Genomic DNA, 17,595 nt, shown 5'->3' with positions numbered 1-17,595 from the left:
GACCGAATTTGTTGCCACATGGTTGCCATATCGATCCAGCCGTGATGTTCGGTAATCATACCTGAGAAGGCGCTGCTTGTTTTCAGCTTTCGTACTCCGCTATGTAGAATCATAGAACCTGTCATGAAAGACGATCCGTACATGATTATCGCAGAGAATGATTACCATCGTATATTCTCCCATCCTTTCTGACTTTCTTCACGAAACCGTTGCACCCACTGCTCTGCAACATCATCTGCCAGTTTATCCAATGCCGGCGGGGCTACTTTAACGTTATCCGTCGGAATATCCAAAAATTCCAACACCTTCATGACCGTTCCCTTATAATCTTGAATAAAATCCTCGTATACAATCGTCAGCGGTACGATATCGGACTCGGAGAGGAAGTCCTCGATTGCCGCTTCGCACATCGTACTTTGAAAGATCAGATGATGAATTGCTTCGTAATTATACTTATCAGCAATATGATGTTCCTGTGGATGTTCCCCGAAATTCCGATGCCATTCGCCGGATACGATCGCTCGCCACCACGATACAGCCAATCTGACTTTGTTACGGCGCGTCATATATATATGCTTGGAGCAATTTGGGAAGGCGGCACTCCATACTTCCGCCCGTGAAGCATTATGAGGGAGCACGAACATCGTGCGGAATGCGTCGATCCATCTCTGTTCAAAACCAATTTTCAACCCGAATACACCGTTCGGCGTAGTTCCGTATTGCCATATCCGTTCAAGCTCCTCGCGCTTCAATGTGGCGGGGTTTTTATTCTGATAATGCAGCCATTCACAGGGATCCCCTGCAACCCCTGTCGAGGCCAGAGCATAGTTGAGCAATGTACTTCCCGTCCTCTGCGAAAACCAAATCGTATAGCTTAGTTTAGGTTGTGTCATCATACTTCCTTCCTTTCTGAATTTGTTAACACTCTCCCCTTATTCAGATTCTAACAACATGAACCGCTTGATTATATGCAATAAACAGGTAGGAATTATTCTTTGCACAAAAAAGCCGCATCAGAAATTAATCTGTTGTGGCTTTGTATAAGTGATAATCTATTTAAGCTTTGAATAAACAATTTTCTTAATACTATCGCGGGAAAGGAAAAATTGTTCCGAAAGCTGTTCAACAGTAGCGCCTTGAGAGAATCTTTGGCGAATTTCATCGTTTCTTCGATTAATAGATGTTCTGCTGCCGGAATTCACGCCCCAACCCTTGCGTACTCCTTCAGGTTTAGGTACATAAACCATGACACCATTAATATATTTTTGTACTTCCTTTAGCAATTCCTCTGGTAAAATGTCAGCGTTGACATATTTCATGATTACTCTACCCCTTAAAATATTTTTAATTTCAAGGTAGCAAAGTCTCATTATAAACTGATTTCACCATTAAATGATTTAGGCGGTCTCCACTTTTCAGCTCTATACAAACAACCGCCGTTGTTTATAGTGTAGACTTTGCATAGAGCGTATTCTCTTTGTCATCATACATTGCTTTTTTCGACCTCCCCCCTATCGCAACAATACAAGTATAGCACATTTGATCATTCGGATTAGATGGCAAGCCCAGGAACTGGCGGCATCGCTTCTGAACATGACTCAGCTTGCGCAAACCGGTCTATCGTCCCTTATCATCATTCCGTGTAAAGAGCGAGATTCTCCAGAGAGGATCTCAAGCCAACGTCGTGATCTTCCTTGCGTATTCCTGCGGGTACGTTCTCACAAACGATAGTAACCGCGGTACCTTCCGGAACGGCAGCTAAGGTCCATGTCATGATCATCTCTCCCGAGAAAACGGGGTCCTCGGACTCGAATTCTACCAACTGAACAATTCGCTCGTTCGGAACGAACTCCAAGAATCTCCCTTTGACGACATCTGCATTTTCCGTAGTCTTGCCTTGTACGGAATGGTCCGTTCCGACATAAGTCAGGGACATTCGATAGGCACCGCCGGCACGTGCATCGAACTCGTAGATATGGCCTAGCATACCTTTTGGCGGAAGCCACGAAGCGAGAGCCGACGGATCCACGAACGCCTTATAAATAGTCTGCGGCGATGCCTGGATGACTCTCGCAGCAGTATCGACTCTTTTCTTGCCCGATGCGTCCGTCATAATTTTCGAATCTCCTTTTTGGGTTATGACCTGTCACCGTTTCACAAAATCCAATGCCGGTATCTACATCATACCCTATATTCTATATGCTGCAAAACTGCCCGCGAAAGCAGCGTGAAATCGTTAACGGCTGCGGTCACAGACCAATCCGTATGCTGCCGATCGCTAACAATGATGCAGGGATCTTTCTGTTCCATTTGACCGCGGACAGAAGTCTGTTGCAGAATTCCGTCGCCTTCCACTACCTAACTCGTCATTGAATAGTTCGTCCAGAAAGTTCTTTATTAAGAACGAACTTCGGCACAACACTACTAATTTACTCGAATCGGTCCAAAAGAATCGTCTTGGTTCGTTCTGCAATACTTCATGCATAACTAATAGTCGTCGAATGTTATCGAAAGGAGAAATGTCTTTGCGGTTATACTTGGGAATGCCGGAATGTTTACATTTATTTTTTTAATACGTTCATTAATAAGAACGATCCTTCGAATGTTGTAGTGTATTCCAAATTATAACAATATGGAGGCGGATATGTTTAAACTCGGACGATGGACGAAATGTTTGTTCGTTTGCGTACTTTTATTCGGCTTATTGCCGTCGTGGAACGCCGGGTTAGCGGCGGCTGAAGGTCAAGCTCCCGATATGGAATGGGAGAGGCAGATCGAAGGAACCGTGCGCCTAATCGATGTGCAACAATTGCGTAACGGCGGATATACATCGATGGGAGCCGGGAAAGAGGGCGAAGTTTATTTGGACCGGACTGATGCGCAAGGAAATAAGCAATGGTCCAAGACGGTCACTCTCTCCGAGAACGGTAAAAACGTTACGGTCGAATCGGTGCAGCATACTCGTGATGGCGGCTATATTGTTGGCGGGACGATTCCTTCATACCACTGGCGTTACCGCGGCTACTATATCGCCAAAATGGACGGCAATGGCGAGATTCAGTGGAAAGTCGTTGACGATTCGGGAGCCTATGGAACTTTCCATATGATTCGGGAAACGAACGATGGCGGGTTCATATATGTCGAATTTACCGAAAGCTTGAACGCGGGATTTTTCAGCACGACAGCCGTAAAATTAGATGCAAGCGGAAAAAAGGAATGGACCAAAGTGCTGGGTGGGGGTAGGTGGGTTTCTCCCGACGTTGCCGCCAAATCTGTCCGGCAAACGGCGGATGGCGGATATCTGGTCGGCGGCTACAAAGGGGACAGCTTCTCGATTTGGAAGCTCGGCGCTACCGGCGAGATCGAGTGGAATCAGTTATATCCGGTACGCGGGGGTTATGCCGTCCCCGCTTCCGATGGAGGCTATGCAATTGCCGGAATCGGTGCGAATGGAGAGAATGTCATTATCAAGACGGATAACTCCGGTGCTATGCAATGGACAAAAACTTGGAACGGCGGACAAGCCGTGTCCCTCGACATTGCGAAAGACGGAGGTTACTTGATCGGCACGAACCAGGGCGCGGTCATGACCGACAGTAACGCCTTGACACTGTGGTCTTACTCCGCGACCGATCTATCCAAGGCGATATCCACAGCTGATGGAGGCGCCGTACTAGTACGGTCGCCGAACACGATCGTAAAGCTGGCCGGCCAATCGGCGCCGCCTGATGCCCGGCTAAAGCTTGATTCCATGGACTATAGCTTGGTTGCCGGACAAACGATCGATACGGTTCTGACGTTCGTCTACGGCAATGGGCAAACCAATGTTACCCGTGTCGGCGCCTATTCGATCGCCGATCCAGCGATTGCGTCTGTCGACACTTCCGGCAATATTACGGGTCTCATGCCCGGTCAAACCGTGCTTACGGCTACTTACAACGGCCTGCAGGCCAAAGCGGACGTGTATATTTATAGCGGAGGAACGCAAAACGGGATGAAGTTCGATTCGTCGGCGTACAGCGTCATCGTCGGACAATCGCTGGATACGGTTGTCTCAGCCGTTTATGCGGGACAGACTTCGATCGTAACCGGACAAGCCGCCTATTCGATCGGAGATCCGTCGGTTGTAACGATCGATTCGACGGGAGTCATTACCGGGTTGAAGCGGGGCGTGACCGTTTTGACTGCAACGTACAATGGTATGAAAGCGACTGCCGAAGCGTACGTGTATTAAATTGAAAAAGAAGAAGATCGCCAACCATCTGAGCGTAGCTCGACCAGGTGGTTGGCGATCTTTTTGACATCGTATCGCTTCTTACTGCTGAACCGTTTTTTTCCAATCGGCTGCGAATTTCTCTATCCCTTGATCCGTCAGAGGATGCTTCGAGATTTGTTCGATTACGGCAAATGGAATCGTTGCAATATGTGCGCCTGCCATCGCCACACGAGTCACGTGATCCGGATGACGGACGGATGCGGCTATAATTTGCGCATCCAGGTTATGCGTGCGGAATACTTCCGCGACTTTTACGATCAATTGGACGCCGTCTTCCGAAATGTCATCCAAACGGCCGAGAAACGGAGAAACATACGTAGCGCCTGCGCGGACGGCCAAGAGCGCTTGGTTCACGGTGAAAATCAACGTCACATTGGTTTTCACGCCCTTTTTGGACAAGTAGCGGCAAGCCTCCAGACCGTCCAGCGTCATCGGCAGCTTGATCGTAATATTTTTGTCATAATTATTGATCTTGATCAGTTCGTTCGCTTGCGCAATCATTTCATCGGCCGTAACCGCATCGGGGGTTACTTCGGCCGAAACGGACTCGACCTCCGGCACTTCCCGCAAAATCTCGGCAATTCGATCTTCGAATTTCACGCCTTCTTTGGCGACCAGCGACGGATTCGTCGTAACGCCGGATAAGACGCCGATTTTATATGCCTTTTTGATGTCTTCCACATTTGCCGTATCGATAAAAAATTTCATTGGGTATTACCTCCGTTTTTTTAGTTGATGTTGGCTATTGCAGTAACTGTTTCGTCAGACGAACCACATGATTCACGGAAAATCCGAAGTATTCCATAACCTCGTTACCCGGGCCGGAAGCGCCGAACGTATCGATCGACAATATGGCTCCGTCAAGTCCCGTATAACGTTCCCAGCCTAACGAAATGCCGGCTTCGATGGCTACCCGTTTCGAAACGGAAGCGGGTAAAATACTTTTCTTGTACGCCTCGGTTTGTCGATCGAACAGTTCTCTGCACGGCATGGCGACCACGCGCACGGAGATGTTATCGCGCTCCAGCTCCGCTTTGGCGCTCACGGCCAGTGAAACTTCAGATCCGGATCCGATCAGGATGACATCGGGTTGATCGTTAGTTTCGGCCAGAACGTAAGCTCCTTTCGCGACCTTCTCGATATTGGCTTTTGTCGCTTCATATACAGGCAAATTCTGTCTGCTCAATACCAGAGCTACCGGACCTTCTTGCTGCTGCAAAGCATACGCCCACGCACTCGCCGTTTCATTGGCGTCGGTCGGACGCACGACCGTAAGTCCCGGAATGGTCCGAAGGGCGGCCAAGTGCTCGACCGGCTCATGGGTAGGTCCATCTTCCCCGACGGCAATCGAATCATGCGTAAATACATAAATGACAGGCAGCTTTTGCAGAGCGGCCAACCGAATGGACGGACGCAAATAATCGCTGAATACGAAGAAGGTGCTTACGAACGGTTTTACGCCCCCATGCAAGGCCATTCCATTACCAGCAGCGCCCATTGCATGCTCCCGGACGCCAAAATATATATTGCGTCCCGAGTAAGATTCGACAGCGAATGTTTGTTCACCTGCAATGTCCGTCATCGTCGAATGCGATAAATCCGCGCTTCCGCCAAAAATGGACGGTACGGTTTTCACGTACTGATTGATGGCTTCGCCGCTCGCTACGCGGGTAGATATACTTTTGGAAGTGTCGAATGTAGGAATATGTGCGGCATCAATCAGCACGGAACCGTCGATGGCCTGCTCCAGCTCCTTGCCAAGCATCGAATGCTGCGCTTTATAGGATGCGAGCAACTTGTTCCATTCTTCTTCTTTGGCCTCGCCCTTCTGTTTAAGCTGCTCGAAATGGGCTTTGACTTCTTCCGGAACGGTGAACTCTTCCTCGTACTGCCAGCCATAAATCTGCTTGGTCGCCTTCGCCTCATCCTTGCCGAGCGGAACGCCATGCGCTTTGTTCGTTCCCGCTACTTTGCTGCCGTATCCGATAATCGTCCGAACTTCAATGAGAGTCGGCTGCGAATCGTTTTGCTTGGCTGTCGCAATCGCTTCGGCAATTCGCGAAACGTCATTGCCGTCTTCTACCCGAATATATTCCCAATGAGCCGATTCCGCTCTTTTTTGCATATTTTCCCCGAAGGAAAGGTTTAGCGCTCCGTCCAATGAAATATCGTTGGAATCGTACAAGACGATTAATTTGCCAAGCTTCATATGTCCGGCCATCGACATCGCCTCGTAAGAGATCCCTTCCATCAAACAGCCGTCCCCGACAAGCGCATACGTATAATGATCGACAACCGGGAATCCGGCTTGATTGAATTTCGAGGCCAGATGCGCTTCGGCCATTGCCATTCCGACTGCCATCGCAACCCCTTGTCCCAAAGGCCCCGTCGTCGCGTCCACGCCATCCGTGTGCCCGTATTCGGGATGTCCGGGCGTCTTGCTGTTCAGCTTGCGAAATTGCTTCAAGTCGTCAAGCGATACGTTGTAACCGGACAAATGCAGAAGGCTGTACAGCAAGGCCGACCCGTGACCGGCGGACAAGACGAAGCGATCGCGGTTAAACCACTTTGCATGAACGGGATTATGATTCAACAGTTTGGACCAAAGGGCGTATGCCATCGGCGCTGCCCCCATGGGCAGTCCCGGATGACCGGAATTGGCGCCGTTTATGGCGTCGATGGACAACGTACGGATCGTATCGATCGCTAACTGATCAATGGTTTGTGTGATAGGCATAATGTTCTCCTTTTTTGATATCGGGTTCTTGTTCGGGCTCGGCATCGAGCCACCAATGGAAGCCGTCCTCCGCCAACAGTTTGTCGGACTCGACCGGACCGTAAGTGCCCGCCGCATACGGACGAAGCGGAACGAGGTTCTCTTCGAATGCTTCCAGGATAGGTTGAACCCATTTCCAGGACAATTCGACTTCGTCCCAGTGCGCAAAAAATGCAGGATCTCCGCGCAAAGCGTCGAAAATCAAATTTTCGTAAGCTTCGGGAACGTCGTCCCCATTTGCAGGAAAGTCGACCGGAATGGGGATGACTTGTTCTTTTTGCCCCGGCCTCTTCTTATCGAAATGAAGCGTAATGCCTTCGCCAGGACCAATCTCGATTACCAGAAGATTAGGCGCTCTGCTGCCGTCTTTCGTCGGAGATGCCGGAGTCTCCGTGTCCTTGAACTCGATCACGATCCGCGTGGACTTCTCCCTCATTCTTTTGCCCGTTCGGATATAAAAAGGCGTTTCCCCCCAGAAGGAATCGTCGATTCGCAGCTTGGCAGCGATAAAAGTATCGTTCATCGAAGCATGGTCAATACCCGGTTCGGAAGTATACGCGGTTACCGGCTTTCCTTGAACGCTCCCCTCTTTGTACTGCCCTCGGATAACGTTGGCGCTCGCCTCCTGCTTTTGCAGCGGCTCGAGGACTTCCATCACCTTTTTCTTCTTCAAGCGCGCGTTGCCGGAAGTATTGTCGTTCGGAAAGTGAACGGCCAGCATCATGAGCAATTGCAGCATATGGTTTTGGAACATGTCTCGTACAGCGCCTGCATGATCGTAGTAGCCCGCTCTTTCTTCGACGCCGACGGTTTCATTTGCCGTAATCTGCACATTGGCTATGCGACGATTGGTCCATAATTCCCGGAGTACCGGATCGGTCTGGTGGAGAACCTCCAGCTTCTGGACCATCGGTTTGCCGAGATAATGATCGATCCGGAAAATTTCATGCTCCTCAAAGGCTTGGTTCAATTTCCGATTCAAATCCCGGGCAGACTGCAAATCATGGCCGAAAGGTTTCTCGATCACCAGACGCTTCCAGCCATCGGCGGAACCGAGCCCGCTTTCCCGAATATTGGCGGCGATCGTGTCGAAAAATTCAGGTCCGACAGACAAATAAAACAAGCGATTAGGCGATAGCCCAAGCTCTGCCTCCCGCTGTTCGATCAGCCGCAGCAGCTTGCGATAATCCTCTATATGGCCGGCATCCAGAATGCAATATCGGAATGCGCGCAAGAAAGCATTCAGAAGTGCGGGATCTTTCGCTTCGCGTCTGGAAAATTGAAGGAGAGATTGCTTGACGTTTGCCCGAAATAATTCATCGGACCACTCTCTTCTTCCGAGACCGATCAAGGAAAAGGTTGGCGGCAGCTTCTGCTCGACAAACAAATGATACAAGGCAGGGTAAATTTTTCTTTTGGCCAAATCCCCTGTCGCTCCAAACAAAATAAACGTGGACGACTCCATTTCCGTTCTCCTTTCGGCCCGCAAGTTCTGGATTCTTTCTCGTAGTTCCACTATAATACGATTAACATGTATGCAAGTAATTAATATATTTCACAGGAGCTATAGACCATGTCTATGGGAAATAACTACGAATTGTACAAAGTATTTTATTGGGCTGCGAAGACTGGCAGTTTGACCCAGGCTGCCAAGGCGTTGTTTCTCACCCAGCCGAGCGTAAGTCACGCCATCAAACAGCTGGAAGACAGACTGGGCATCACGTTGTTTTACCGGAATTCGAAAGGGGTTGCGCTGACGCATGAAGGCGCCATCCTGTATTCTTATATTGAGCAGTCTCAGATCTTGATATCGCGAGCGGAAGAAAAAATGGCCTCGCTAAAAAATCTGGAAAGCGGCGAGCTGCGGATCGGCGGAAGCGATTCGCTGTTCAAGCATTATTTGCTTCCGTACTTGGAAGGTTTTCTTCAGAAGCATCCGGGTATCAGACTTCACCTGAATCATGGAACAACGCCGGAAATCATCGCTTTCTTGAAAGAAGGCAGAATTGATTTGGGCGTCGTACGCATGCCAATCGTCGATTCCCAGCTTAAAGTAACGGAGAGTATCCAACTGCAAGATTGTTTTGTAGCGGGGCCCCGATTTGCCGAGCTTAAGAACATGGTGCTTTCGTTCGATATGCTGCTTCAGTACCCCATCATCCTGTTCTCGCGCAATAGCCGGGCCCGAATGGCCATTACGGAATTATTTGAAAGCTATGGCTACAAACTCAAACCTGAAATCGAAGTCGGAAGCGTGGATCTTCTCATCGAGTTTGCGCGGAAAGGACTCGGAATCTCTTACGTGACCAGAGAATTTGTGTCAAAGGAGCTGGAAGAGGGCTCCCTCTTCGAGATTCAGCTGGACGTGCAGCTCCCGCCCTCGCACGTGGGGATCATGATTATGCGCAATATGCCGCTTTCGATATCGGCAAGCAGATTTATCGAGCTGGTTCGATAAACTTCCAGTAACCGCGATTCGATAAGGTGAAGAAACCAACACAAAAGAAACGGCACCATTAGCGGTACCGTTTCTTTTGTATCCGGCGAATTATCATTAGAGCTCGATAATCTTTGTGGCAATATTTTTGCAAAATTCGCTGTCATGCTCGACAAATAGAATGGTTGGCGAGTATTCGAGCAGCAGCTCTTCAATTTGCATCCGAGAAATAATATCGATAAAGTTAAGCGGTTCGTCCCAAATTTGCAAATGAGCTTTCTCGCAAAGACTTTTTGCAATCAGCACTTTCTTTTTTTGGCCGCCGCTAAAAGCGGATATATCCTTTTCAAATTGAACTCGGGAAAAATCAAGCTTTCTTAAAATGGATTTAAAGAGGCTTTCATCGATCCCATTGTTTCTCGCGTAGTCCGTTAAATTGCCCTCTAAATGTGAGGTGTCCTGTGAAACATAGGATATTTTAAGCTGCTTTCCCTTTCGCAAGGTGCCGGTATAGTTTATATTCTCGCCGCAAATAAGCTTGATCATGCTTGATTTCCCGGAGCCATTTTTGCCTGTAAGCGCAATTCGCTCCCCTTGCTCGATAGTAAAGCTAATATTTGCGCAAACCGTCTTCTCGCCGTAATAAATCGAAACATGTTCAAGTCCGACAAGTTGGTTTTTATGAAAAGCAAGTTGTGAAATCTTTAAGCTGTCGGAGGTTTCAATATTTTTAAGGAGTTTTGACCTTTCATCAATAGCGCTATGCTGTCTTTGCTCAGTTGCTTTGGAGCGTTTCATCATTTTGGCAGCCTTGTGGCCAATATACCCTTTATCTACCTTGGAACCCGAGTTTCTCGTACCGTTTTTCGTTTTTTCCACTTCGTGCGACCAGTTGCTAGTTCGTTTGGAAGAATCCGACAAGCGTTTAATATCTTTTCTCAGCTTATCGTTCTCTGCAAGCTCGAAGTTATCTTGTCGCTGTTTATTTTCCCACCAATCGGAGAACGTGCCTTTTTGAACTTCTACGTTGGTCTTATTGATTGAAAGGATGTGATCTACGCAGTTATCAAGAAAGGATCTGTCGTGAGACACCAGAATAAATCCGCTTTTGGTATTGAGATAATCGCTGACAAGCTTTCTTGCATTCATGTCAAGATGATTGGTCGGTTCATCGATTAACAGAAAACTGTTTTCCTTAAGGAACAAGGCGGCCAACAACACTTTCGTTTGCTCTCCGTTGGACAAGGAATCAAAGGGCCGATATAAAACATCCTCGGAAACTTTTAGCAAGGAAAGCTCACGCATTAATTTCCAGTGAAGATAGTCCGGGAAAATGTCGTCAATTACATCTTGGGTATTGCTTTCCTTGTTATCGACATGGAAAGGGAAATATTCAAAACCTACATTTGCAGAAATAGTTCCGCCGTAGTCATATTTGCCAAGCAACAAGTTGAGAAAGGTTGTCTTCCCTCTGCCGTTTCTTCCCGTAAATCCTAATTTCCAATCGGTATCTATTTGAAAGCTTACATTTTCAAATATGTTGTCGTAACTGCCTTCATAGGCAAACGTCAAGTTTGCAACATTTATTAATGACATTAAATTATCCTCCTGCTGAAAAAAATAAAAGCTACAAGAAAGTTACTTTCTTGTAGCTCAAATAAATACAGCAAATCCAACTCGCTTGCGGAGTTAGATAAGGATATCGTTTGAGTGAAAAGAATCAGTAACTTTCTTGCATATAAAAAAATAAAACATGCGAAAAAAACGCATATACTGTTTTATTATTTTTAGCAAGAAAAATCACATTATTCCTCTCAACTCCAATCATTAAATTACACCCATCTTAACATACCCTTTTTTTAATTTCAACAAATGATTCGAATTAAAGTTAACATAATAAATATTATGTTAACTCAATCGGGCTTGCCGTTTAAACGGATGCCGGATTACAAAAGTGTCGGTCAACCTGTACGCAACCGCTCATAGAGCAACTGTCGCATTTCTCGCCAGGGGCCGCGCCAGTCCGCCTCCTTCTCTCCCCCGCGTCTGCCTGCACCATTCAGAGAAACCCGCTGCGCACGTCGCTTTTTCCCGCCGGACAACAATTGTCCATGTTTCGCATTATAATTCCATATACATCAATCCCCGTACTTTATACAGTAAAGGAGAAACGATCCGCAGACCGGAGCTGGCCGGCTGCCGGATCGGGAGAAAGACCCAATCCGATTCGCAAGGAGGACAAGCGGAAATGAGAGACTCGCTTCAGGCAGGAAAACGCGCAATGACGGCGGCGCTTACTCTGCTGGCAATCGCGGTCATGCTGTTCGCATGGCTCGGCTACCGGGAACCGGCGGCACACGCGCAGGAACAGGAGGAACAGGAAGTGTACGAGGATGATTTCAACGCCTATTCGGTCAGAACCGACATGCCGACATCGCCGACTTTACCGTTTCGGTGGCAGTTCAGTCAGCCGGCCAATACGGCAATCACGCTGGAAGCGCACCCCGCGCAGCCTGCCGACCGTTATTTGCGCATAGTCGACACGGGAGCGGGTACGGGATTTGCGCAGCTATATTTTGAAAGCCTTTCCAACGGAACGGCGACGGTCGAGTTCGATATCCGCACGGAAGCAGACTCCGATTTGACCCGGAAGCACGATTTTTTTGGCGCCACCTTGTACAGCAGCCAAAATGAAGCGATTACCCAATTGCAGAACAGTACGCAGGCAAACGGATACGCCTTCAAGCTGCTGCAAAAAAACGATGCCGGTCAAGCGATATCTTCCTCCATGCTGCCGACCGCTTCCTATGCGGACGGCAGCTGGTACCGGATCAGGCTGACCGTGGATTTGACGCAAAAGAAAGTAAAAGCGGAATGCTACGATCAAGCCGGGACGACGTTGCTCGGAACGGTCGATTACGCAGGTTTCCAAATTCCCGAGGCAACCGATGTAGCCGCAATCAAATTCGTCACCACGACTTCGGGCTGGGGGATCCTCAGTGTCGACAATGTGAAAGTGACTTCGCATCCCGAAGAAACGGGCGGACCCGTCACGCAAAATATCGTCGTCGACGTTTCCGATGTGCTGAGCAACGTTTATGCCAACCCCGTCGGGGTCGTATCGAACCATTTATTCGATTCGGACATCCACCATCCCGCCCGGGCCAACAGCTTCGCCCAATCGCTTCAGGAGCTGGGCTCCGGGACGGTCCGCTTCGGCGAGGGCGAGGCGAGCGACCGCTATTTGTGGACCGGACCGCCTTATCCGGCCGACAGCGGCAGCCCGCTCGTACCGCAGCTTTCCTACTACTACTCGACGCAGCGGATACTCAGCAACAGCGAGAGGGCGCTGCTCAATCCGGACGGAACGTACAAGCAGACGCAGGATTTCAAGGAATTTATGAATGCGGTCCACCCGCTCGGTATCCAGCCTTTCGTCATAGTCGGACTCGATGCGATCAAGGCGACCGACGCCGACTGGGCGAAGTCCAAGGAGGAACTGAAAACTGCCGCCGTCGAGTGGGTGCGTTATGCCAATGTGACGAACGATTGGAACGTGAAATATTGGGAGATCGGCAACGAGCCCTTCTTCACGTCGCAGTCCGGCCATATTTGGTCGCCCCATGATTATGCAGCCGTCTTTCTCGAGTTCGCGGCGGCGATGAAGGCGGTTGACCCTTCCATACTCGTCGGGGTCCCCGTTCATGACTCCGTTTCTTGGAACAGCGCCGTATTGCCCGTCGTATCCGGAACGGCCGATTTTCTTGCCCTGCATATGTATGGGACGACGAATATCGCCCCGCTCGATACGCTGGTCCAGCATATCCGGCAATATTGCGCCCCCGAGGACAGAGAGCGATTGCGCATCGCGATTACCGAGACGAATACGTACAGCTCGGGCAGCCCTTTCCCGAATGACATGGGCAGAGCGGCTCTGCTGGCCACGAAGATCGGAAAAATTTTGCAATACGACCAGGTCGATTACACGCATTTCTGGGTGACCCGCAAAGGCTTGAACAACGATCCGCAGGACGAGCGTTCCGCGATCGATGAGGACGGCCAGTTGCTGGCGATGGGGAAAGCGCTTCAGCTGTGGAATGCGTATGTCAAAGAAAACATGGTGTCCGTCATCGGCGCGACGCAAATTTCCGCCTTCGCCAGCCATTCGCCTTCCAGCGGGGAGCTATCTCTCGTACTGATCAACAGCGGCAATTCAGCCGTTCCGGTCCATATGACGTTACAGCATTATTCGGCCCCTGTCGTCAATGAACGTTGGGTGTTGTCCGGTACCGGCGCGTCCGATCCAGATCCCGTCTTCGGACAATTCGATCCGATCGGCTATGCGGACGGGACAGCCGACTTCGAGCTAGCAGCGAATTCGATCACCGTAGTGGCATTCAAGCCTGCGCCGTAAAGATGCGGCGGCGGTCTGGAAGCAATCGCTTCATCTGTTACCTTCCGGCTCCGTCCGGACTGCGGGGGACTGCATACTGCGGTTCCCCTGCCCTCTTCCGCGTTTGCGGCACTCCCCGATCCCACTTTTTTCGTACTCCTATCAACGTTACTAGCCATTTTCCGTTCCTGTTCCATCGTCCTGCTCTCCGCCCTGCTCTGTTCCTTCCCGCTCAGCATTTTCTGTAATCTCTCGGAGACATGCCCGTATGGGCCGAGAACACTCTGGCAAAATAGAGCGGGTCCTGGAATCCGACCTCCCGGGCCACCTCCGACACCATCCTATCGCTGCATACGAGCAACTCCTTCGCCTTGTCCATACGCACCTTCGTAATATATTGCGTCGGCGTGCAGCCCGTCACCCTCTTGAACATGACGGAATAATAGGTCGGGGACATCGAGACGAGCTCGGCCAGCTCATCGCGCTCCAGAGGTTGCCCATAATGCAGCCTGATATATTCCATGCTTCTGGCGATGGCGCGACGGGCCAAGTCTCCCTCCTGTCTGCGCGCGTTCATGCTGCATACATCGTTCAATATGTTCATGAAGGCAAGCCGGGCTTGCCATTCGTAGTCGGCATCCTTCCGCTGCCACAGCTCGTACAGCTCCTGAAGGCGAAGGGGAAACCCTTCCATGTCCGCCATTTGCGTCACGAGCGGAATCGGCAGGCTGTCCTGCGCGGGCGGCGCGCCGGTTATCGAATTGTCGTCCCAGTCGATCCATTTGTAGTCGTAGTGGACCGAATAAAACTGCAGCATATTGTTTTTCTCCGTAGAGAGTCGGATATGGTGCCGAAACGGAAAATAAAAAGCGGAGCCGGCGGTTAACGGGAAGCTGCCCGATTCGACCGTAAGCGTTCCGCTTCCGTGAAGCACATACATGAAATTCCGTTTCAACGAGCATTCGAAAGTGCGCGCGAGCCGCCCGTACCAGAACTTCTCGTCCCGCATTAACACATCGATGATTTTTGGGTAAAAGCGCATAAAGAAAGCGCTATCCAAATCTCTTTCCCCCTTCCGGCATAGAGTTGTCCCTCCTCATTATAGGTTCGCGGGGGCGGCGAGTAAATGGATGCGGGTAGCGAAACATAGAGATTTGTTTGTTAACAATTTTCCATGTAACTGTTTTTGTATCCATGTTCCCGCCGTCTGCGCGTCCGTATAATCGGGTATAGGGCTTTCCTTACGCGAAGCCATTTCTTGATACGAGGGGGAAAACACAATGAAGAAAAAGATGCGCATCCGGGTTGCGGCGGCGGTTGTGTCGTTCGTTTTGGCAACGGGCTGCGGCAGTGGAAAAGAGCAGTCGGACCAAGCGTCGAATACGCTTCCGCCGGCGCCGGAGCTCGGCAAGGAGCCGATCGTTCTGACATTTTTCAATCATGCGGCAAGCGTCTCGACCGACGAGGAAATGAATGAATTGCTGCTGAAGCCGATTCGTAGCCAGTATCCGAATATTACGTTCAAGAGAGTAACCGGCACGCTCGATAAAATGCTTGCCGCCGGCGATTTGCCCGATCTGATCGGCACTAGCAACGTATGGATTCAAGAGATGGTCGCGATGGGGGTAGCCACAGATCTGAAGCCTTTCGTCCAGAGAGACCGCATGGACTTGACCACGCTGGAGCCGGGTGCGCTGGAGGTGATGAACAAATTTTCCTCTGCCGGCGAATTATACGCGCTGCCATTTGCCATGAATTACGGTGCAACCGCATACAACAAAGATATTTTCGACAAATTCGGAGTTCCTTACCCGAAGGATAATATGACATGGGGCGACATGATCGAGCTGGCCAAGCGCGTGACGCGCATCGAGAACAGCGTACAGTACGTCGGGCTCGATATGGGCTCTCCACACGACTTGACCCGTTCCTACTCCCTGGCCGCTGTGGATGCGAATCAGAAGGCGCTTCTGACCGGGGACGGCTACAAGAAAGTATTCGAGCTGTTCGCACGGCTGTACGCCATTCCCGGTATCGTCGACCCGAAGGGCAAGTACAAATACAATGTCAAAGGATTTTACGAGGAGCAAATTTTGGCCATGTATCCGTACTGGCTTACGAATCATACAAGCCGCATCCATACGTTGAATCAGACCGGCAAAAGCTTCAACTGGGACGTCGCCGCCTGGCCCTCCTTCGACGACAAGCCTGGAATCGGCCGACAATTCGATTTCCACGTGTTGATGATCCCTCCTTCGAGCAAAAACAAGGAAGCCGCCTACCGCGTGTTGAAGGCGCTCGTCGGCAAGGAAGCGCAGGTCGCGATGAACCGCGGAACCCGCCTGACCGTCTTGAAGGACCCGGCGTTGAAAAAGGAATTTGCAGGCGATTTGATCATATACGGAGGCAAAAATCTGGAAGGCGTATTCAAGGCGAAGCCCGCGCCATATGAAATCGCTTCCCCTTACGATGCAGCGATCAACACCATCATGGACGAAACGATGAAAAACGTGGCCACCAAAGGATTGGACGTCAATACCGCCCTGCGTACGGCGAACGAAGCGGCCAATAAAGAAATCGAAGCGTTGCGCCAGAAATAAGTACGGCTTCATGCGAGTAAACGCTTCCCCTCTTTTCACGAAATTCGGTGCAACTGCAGCACAACGGCCGCCCCCAACAGGAGACAGCCGTTGTGCTTGTCAATGCTCGAAATGTCCGACATCCCCGAAATAAATCCGCAGTCGGAGCAAGGCGTCCAAAGCGTCCGCTCCCTTCACGGCAAGCTGCACCGTTTGACCTGCCCGTACCGTCAAGAAAAATGCTACGATGCCGGTTAACCGCTTGAGATCGAGAAACGCGCTTCCCGGACGCCCGATCCGGATGTCGCTCGCGTAGGCGGCGGCAATGTCCGCCAGCTCCAACGCCTGCCCCACGGTCGTTTCACGCTCGACTTGAATAGTCCATTCCAGCTTCATGCTCGATACCCTCCTGTCTCCCGGATGAACAAAGAAGCGGCTGCCGCCATGATTCGGGGCCTCCGCCAGAACGGTAGACTTTCATGTTGGAAAATAACTCTAACGTCACATCGTTCAATAAATACTTATTATTCCGATTAGTTTAGTGTATGTATAGATCATATCAAGGGAACCGTCGTCTGTCAATCTATCATTAACCGCATTTGTTGCACTTGAAACATCCGTCCGAGCTGAAGACTCCTCAGTTATGCGGATAATACGTTTTTTCGCGAGTCAACCGACGTCATACATCGATACTGCGTATGGAACTGTGCATGAGGTACAAAAAAGGTGAAAGAAGGAAACCCCGCAATCTGGAGGGGAACAAAAAGTTCCTCTATTATGTCGCGAGTGCGAAAACAAAGGCTAAATGGAACGATTTGTTCCTTTATTCGCTTTCAGCAGCCCGAATTACGTTACGCCGAACGGAATAAAGCCAGTTTTTGTTCCGTTAAGCTTGTTTTTCGACGCCGCGAAGCGCAATAGAGGAACTTTTTGTTCCTTTCCCTTCAAAAATCGTTGTATCGCTTGCTTCTGCTTGTTCGCCTTCACCTTGTTCACCTTCACCTGCCATTACATCTTGGCGGGTTGAAAAGGACAACTTTAACGAGAGGCTCTCTTCCCAATGTGCAGAGAATATTATATACCTTGACAGGAATATTCCCTAAAATGTATATTATATTCATGAACTCGACTTTG

General features: G+C 49.9%; 14 protein-coding genes. 4 read left to right on the top strand and 10 right to left on the bottom strand.

The features are described from left to right. Positions 1–161: 161 nt before the first annotated feature. The 3 genes from FE784_RS03445 to FE784_RS03435 all read right to left on the bottom strand — a co-directional run bounded on the left by FE784_RS03445 (position 162) and on the right by FE784_RS03435 (position 2,113). The gene (locus tag FE784_RS03445) at positions 162–893 is read right to left on the bottom strand and encodes a Stf0 family sulfotransferase (protein ID WP_139600778.1); all 732 of its coding nucleotides are present in this window, start codon (positions 891–893) and stop codon (positions 162–164) included. 159 nt (positions 894–1,052) lie between these two features. Next, positions 1,053–1,319, bottom strand: a complete 267-nt coding sequence (locus FE784_RS03440; protein WP_139600715.1) for a CD3324 family protein — start codon at positions 1,317–1,319, stop codon at positions 1,053–1,055. 314 nt (positions 1,320–1,633) lie between these two features. Next, a complete protein-coding gene (locus tag FE784_RS03435; RefSeq protein WP_139600714.1) occupies positions 1,634–2,113 on the bottom strand; it encodes an SRPBCC family protein in 480 nt (159 codons plus the stop codon). A 531-nt stretch (positions 2,114–2,644) separates the two neighbouring features. Between FE784_RS03435 and FE784_RS03430 the strand changes: the two genes are divergently transcribed. Continuing rightward, entirely contained in the window at positions 2,645–4,234 is a 1,590-nt protein-coding gene (locus tag FE784_RS03430) for an Ig-like domain-containing protein (RefSeq protein WP_139600713.1), read from the top strand. 81 nt (positions 4,235–4,315) lie between these two features. Here the strand turns inward: FE784_RS03430 and fsa are convergent, their stop codons facing one another. From fsa to zwf, 3 genes are read right to left on the bottom strand one after another with little or no spacing between them, the layout of a single operon-like run. Continuing rightward, positions 4,316–4,984 (bottom strand): fructose-6-phosphate aldolase, encoded by a 669-nt coding sequence (fsa, locus tag FE784_RS03425; protein ID WP_139600712.1) that lies wholly within the window; start codon positions 4,982–4,984, stop codon positions 4,316–4,318. A 34-nt stretch (positions 4,985–5,018) separates the two neighbouring features. After that, the gene (gene tkt / locus FE784_RS03420; RefSeq protein ID WP_139600777.1) at positions 5,019–7,007 is read right to left on the bottom strand and encodes a transketolase; all 1,989 of its coding nucleotides are present in this window, start codon (positions 7,005–7,007) and stop codon (positions 5,019–5,021) included. Beyond that, on the bottom strand, positions 6,991–8,517 hold the full coding sequence (zwf, locus tag FE784_RS03415; protein ID WP_139600711.1) for a glucose-6-phosphate dehydrogenase: 1,527 nt from the start codon (positions 8,515–8,517) through the stop codon (positions 6,991–6,993). The genes tkt and zwf overlap by 17 nt, the downstream gene beginning before the upstream one ends. Before the next feature lie 114 nt (positions 8,518–8,631). Between zwf and FE784_RS03410 the strand changes: the two genes are divergently transcribed. Then, entirely contained in the window at positions 8,632–9,510 is an 879-nt protein-coding gene (locus tag FE784_RS03410) for a LysR family transcriptional regulator (protein WP_139600776.1), read from the top strand. A gap of 96 nt (positions 9,511–9,606) precedes the next feature. Here the strand turns inward: FE784_RS03410 and FE784_RS03405 are convergent, their stop codons facing one another. Next, the gene (locus FE784_RS03405) at positions 9,607–11,085 is read right to left on the bottom strand and encodes an Lsa family ABC-F type ribosomal protection protein (protein ID WP_139600710.1); all 1,479 of its coding nucleotides are present in this window, start codon (positions 11,083–11,085) and stop codon (positions 9,607–9,609) included. A 652-nt stretch (positions 11,086–11,737) separates the two neighbouring features. Here FE784_RS03405 and FE784_RS03400 point away from each other — a divergent pair. Then, positions 11,738–13,903 carry a hypothetical protein gene (locus tag FE784_RS03400; RefSeq protein ID WP_139600709.1) on the top strand — a complete coding sequence of 722 codons (2,166 nt, stop codon included), beginning with the start codon at positions 11,738–11,740 and terminating at the stop codon, positions 13,901–13,903. 211 nt (positions 13,904–14,114) lie between these two features. On the opposite strand, the gene FE784_RS03395 is transcribed toward FE784_RS03400, so the two are convergent. Next, complete coding sequence (locus FE784_RS03395; protein ID WP_139600708.1) at positions 14,115–14,942, bottom strand: helix-turn-helix domain-containing protein; 828 nt, start codon at positions 14,940–14,942, stop codon at positions 14,115–14,117. Positions 14,943–15,162: 220 nt separating this feature from the next. Here FE784_RS03395 and FE784_RS03390 point away from each other — a divergent pair, with 220 nt between their 5' ends. Next, positions 15,163–16,482 (top strand): ABC transporter substrate-binding protein, encoded by a 1,320-nt coding sequence (locus tag FE784_RS03390; protein WP_139600707.1) that lies wholly within the window; start codon positions 15,163–15,165, stop codon positions 16,480–16,482. 99 nt (positions 16,483–16,581) lie between these two features. On the opposite strand, the gene FE784_RS03385 is transcribed toward FE784_RS03390, so the two are convergent. Both FE784_RS03385 and FE784_RS40655 read right to left on the bottom strand, forming a co-directional pair. Further along, positions 16,582–16,857, bottom strand: coding sequence for an HPr family phosphocarrier protein (locus tag FE784_RS03385; RefSeq protein WP_139600706.1), 276 nt, complete (start codon positions 16,855–16,857; stop codon positions 16,582–16,584). Between the two features lie 490 nt (positions 16,858–17,347). Then, positions 17,348–17,497: a hypothetical protein gene (locus tag FE784_RS40655; protein WP_176705935.1), complete on the bottom strand. Its 150-nt coding sequence runs from the start codon at positions 17,495–17,497 to the stop codon at positions 17,348–17,350. Positions 17,498–17,595: the final 98 nt, after the last annotated feature.

Origin of the sequence: Paenibacillus hemerocallicola (assembly GCF_006265175.1) — a bacterium.
Taxonomy (GTDB): domain Bacteria; phylum Bacillota; class Bacilli; order Paenibacillales; family NBRC-103111; genus Paenibacillus_AB; species Paenibacillus_AB hemerocallicola.
This window is presented reverse-complemented; position numbering and strand designations above follow the sequence as displayed.